Source organism: Mycobacterium innocens (assembly GCF_900566055.1).
GTDB classification, from domain to species: domain Bacteria; phylum Actinomycetota; class Actinomycetes; order Mycobacteriales; family Mycobacteriaceae; genus Mycobacterium; species Mycobacterium innocens.
Genome location: NZ_UPHQ01000164.1, coordinates 1 through 3310, shown reverse-complemented (window position 1 = coordinate 3310; position 3310 = coordinate 1). Strand labels below are relative to the sequence as shown.

Genomic DNA, 3310 nt, shown 5'->3' with positions numbered 1-3310 from the left:
ACCATCGAACCCACCGGCCAAGCCGCCTAAACCAACTCAACATCGCCTCAGCCCTACTCCTGGGTGCGAGATCTCCTCACCTCGCATCCAGCTTTCGTGCGCCCAAATCACCTTGTTTTCGGATCAGCGCGGTGATCAGCTCCGAGCGTTTGGTTTTCATCCGCCCGCGGGCCAAATCGGCCAGTCGGCGCGGGTCGCGCTCCCCGGCGATGAGGGCTTCGACCATATCCCGCGTCGATAGTGTGTCCAGTGTCGAGGCCACCGCCGACACTTTGATTGCCGCGTCTTCGAGCAGCTTTTCCAGTCGCTGCCAGTACCGAGAGCGTTCCCGGGTCAGGTCCTCGCGCAGCCGGGTGTAGTCCCGCAACACCCGGATCGGCGCCGGCGGTACGAAACTTGGTCGCAGCAGCCCTTTTTCGGTGAGTTTGGCCAGCCAGACTGCATCGAGCTTGTCGGTTTTGGGTCGACCGGGCACGTTCTTGACATCTCGGGCGTTGACCAACTGCACATCCAGGCCCGTGTCTTCGAGTAGGTAGTACCAGATCCGCCAGTAATCCGAGGTCGACTCTACGGTCACCTTCTCAATACCGAGTTCCACGAGCTGTGCGGCCAGTTCGGTGATGGCGCCGGTGCGCGCAGGTACATCCCACACCCGGCTGAACCGCCGCCCCGACTTGCCGGGTAACCGCACACACACCTTGCCCGACGCCTTGGCCAGGTCGATCGCCGCCGCCCGCTCCATCACCAGCTCGTGCTCGGCATCGGGGATCTCCACCGGCACCGAACTTTGCACCGGCGTCGGTTTGCGCCTACTCTTTTGACCCACTTCGCTTTGCCTCCAACCGAATCCATCCATATCGGGTGGATCGCCCGGGGGCTTAGGTCAAGGGAACCGAAATTCTGACCGGCGTGCTCGAGGCAATAGTGCGTGACCCTTCCAGGTCGGGCCCCGGCGCCAAGCTCACATGCGGGCTCTCACACCCAAGGAAACGTCGACGTCGACAAGCGACCCGACTCCATTTTTACGCCCGCGAGGCGTCCCCCGGAAGGGATATGGAGCTCACATAACGAATGGCCACCCCGTGGTCGTCATCCACAGAGACGGTCAGCACAAGGCCGACGTGCGTGGCCGCTATCGAGTGGAGTGCCCGAACCCGACAGCCACGCCCTCAGCACCTCACGAATCTCGATCACCGAAACCTCCCGATACATTCAGCGGACCTCCGCATCGATCGACGTGAAGCAATCCGATCCAGTAATCGAGCAACCACCCGGCAGACACACCGGGTGGTCCCATCACTGGCAAACGGGGTGGTCCCATGACCGTGGCTAAATCCAGCTCAAACCGGTCCCATCACTGTGGCGGGCGACAGTCATCAGACAGCCGCAGCGTGATCGTCTTTGCCATCGCTGAATGGTAGCGCGATTTGCTGGCACTACATGGTTGCAGATGAGCAATGGGCCAAGCGCCCGCCGGATCGATTGGTTCCCGGATCCGCCAGTCGACTATGAAAGTAAGAAGCTCAGCCGTGCGGGGGGTAACGGTTCGGGCACGTTCCGGTTATGGTCCGACACGTCGTGCGCTACAGCGGTTCCCGGTACTCGACAATGCCGGACATGACGCAATCGTCGGAGCCCGACGTTGGCTCGTGAATTCTCGCGTCAGATGTTTCTGCGGGGTGCCGCCGGAGCATTGGCCGCCGGCGCGCTTCTAGGCCCGTTCCGGGCCACCGCCGACCCCGCTGCCTCCGGTTTGGACGGTCTGGCGGCGGCCGTCGGCGGACGGGTGGTACGCCCAATTGACCCCCAATTCGCGGCGGCCAAACAGGTTTTCAACACGAACTACAACGGCTCGACACCCGCGGTGATCGTCACTCCGACGTCGGCGGCCGACGTGCAAAAGGCGATGGCATTCGCCGCCGCACACAATCTCAAGGTCGCTGCGCGCGGTGGCGGACACTCCTATACGGGGGCGTCCACGGCCGACGGCGTGATGGTGCTCGACTTGCGTCAGCTGCCCGGGGGAGTCAACTACGACGCCGCCACCGGGCAGGTCACGGTGACGCCCGCGACGGGTTTGTACGCGGTGCACGAGGCGCTGGCCGAGGTCGGCCGCGGCATCCCGACGGGTACCTGTCCGACGGTCGGTGCCGCGGGACACGCCCTGGGCGGCGGCCTGGGCGCCAATTCTCGGCACGCGGGTCTGCTGTGTGACCAATTGACGTCGGCGTCGGTGGTGTTACCGGGTGGCCAGCCGGTCACCGCGTCTGCGGCCAGCAATCCCGACTTGTTCTGGGCGCTGCGCGGCGGCGGCGGCGGCAACTTCGGGGTGACGACTTCGCTGACCTTTGCCACCTTCCCCACCAAAGACGTCGATGTGGTGAACCTCAATTTCCCACCGCAGTCGTTCGCGCAGGTTCTGGTCGGTTGGCAGAACTGGCTGCGTACCGCCGACCGGACCAGCTGGGCGCTGGCCGACAGCACCACCGATGCGCTTGGTACGCATTGCCGTATCCTCGCGACCTGTCCGGCCGGGTCCGGTGGCGCTGCGGCGAACGCCATCACTTCAGCCGTTGGCGCGCAACCGACCGGTATCGAGAACCACACGTTCAATTACCTGGACCTGGTGCGGTATCTGGCCGTCAACAACCTGAACCCGTCACCGCTGGGATATGTCGGCGGATCCGATGTCTTTCCCACCGTCAACCCGGCCGTCGCCGCGGGGATCGCGTCGGCGGTCGACGCCTTTCCCCGCGACGCGGGCCGCATGTTGGCGATCATGCATGCCCTCGACGGCACTCTCGCCAGTGTGGCGCCGGGGGCCACCGCCTTTCCGTGGCGGAGGCAAGGCGCGCTGGTGCAGTGGTACGTCGAAAACGCCGGTTCCCCGGCGGCGGCGACCGGCTGGCTCAACACCGCACACCAAGCGGTGCAACGGTATTCGGTCGGCGGCTATGTGAACTATCTTGAGGCAGGCCAGCCGCCGTCGCGGTATTTCGGCCCCAATCTGGCTCGGCTGAGTGCGGTACGGCAGAAGTACGATCCGGGCCGGATCATGTTCTCCGGGATGAATTTGTAGCTCACGAGTCTGCGTCAGCAGGGGCTGACCATGGTCGTCGAAACCACATTCCGGTTGCGTTGATTCGGCCCCGATGCGACAGGGCGGACCGGACAGAGTTGATCTCTAAATCCCTTGTGTCACTGTGGTTTCTGTGGTCACATGACGGCGATTCTTGTCGGTGGGTGTTCGTAAGATTTCAGGCATGGGTTCGGGTAGTCGTGAAGACATCATTGAGGTCTTCGACACGCT

2 protein-coding genes are annotated in these 3310 nt (G+C 63.8%); one reads left to right on the top strand and one right to left on the bottom strand.

All coding sequences use genetic code 11. The features are described 5' to 3' along the window. Positions 1-76 precede the first annotated feature (76 nt). Positions 77-793 (bottom strand): IS110 family transposase, encoded by a 717-nt coding sequence (locus EET03_RS16090; RefSeq protein WP_244232389.1) that lies wholly within the window; start codon positions 791-793, stop codon positions 77-79. An 849-nt stretch (positions 794-1642) separates the two neighbouring features. Between EET03_RS16090 and EET03_RS16085 the strand changes: the two genes are divergently transcribed. Continuing rightward, on the top strand, positions 1643-3079 hold the full coding sequence (locus EET03_RS16085) for an FAD-binding oxidoreductase (RefSeq protein ID WP_075542522.1): 1437 nt from the start codon (positions 1643-1645) through the stop codon (positions 3077-3079). Positions 3080-3310: the final 231 nt, after the last annotated feature.